The sequence below is a fragment of the Chryseobacterium sp. CG10_8 genome (assembly GCF_058117085.1).
This window is the reverse complement of the sequence record NZ_JBYVEB010000294.1, coordinates 1-479: the sequence shown is the minus strand read 5'-3', so window position 1 is coordinate 479 and position 479 is coordinate 1. Positions and strand designations below refer to the sequence as shown.

The window sequence follows — 479 nt, the reverse complement described above, 5'->3', positions numbered from 1 at the left end:
GGCGACACTGTTAGGCGACGTTGTTAATTTACAAATTTTCAGCTTTATAAATGTTAATCCAATAATTAGGTTTTTCTATATTTTCTTTTTCAGATTCAGATAATTTCTTTGAATGTTCAGCTATATTTTTGATTACTTTTTCAATTCCGAAGTTTTTTAAAGCAGGATTTAGAAACATTCTATTGAAACTTGGATCATTATAGGTTAATGCATTTTTGATTAAAGGCTCAAGAAAAGCAAAATCAAGATTATCATAAAAATATAATAAATCAGCAACAAAAAATTTTTCATTCCAATTCACTGAATTTATTAAAATTTCAGTTAATTCATTAGTTTGAATTTGATTTAATTTAGAGTTTTCTGAATAAAAATTTTGCAGAATTTTATTTTCCTGTTCATATTCAGGAGCAAAATAAATTCCATTTTTTAAATACGCTTCTTTTATTTCGGTTACGGTTTTCATACAATGACGCCTAACG

General features: G+C 25.5%; 1 protein-coding gene. It reads right to left on the bottom strand.

Features of this window, described 5'->3' with window-relative positions:
* Positions 1–28: 28 nt before the first annotated feature.
* Positions 29–479: hypothetical protein (locus AC4AGG_RS16815; protein ID WP_489773173.1), on the bottom strand; the 451-nt coding region annotated here is incomplete at its 5' end.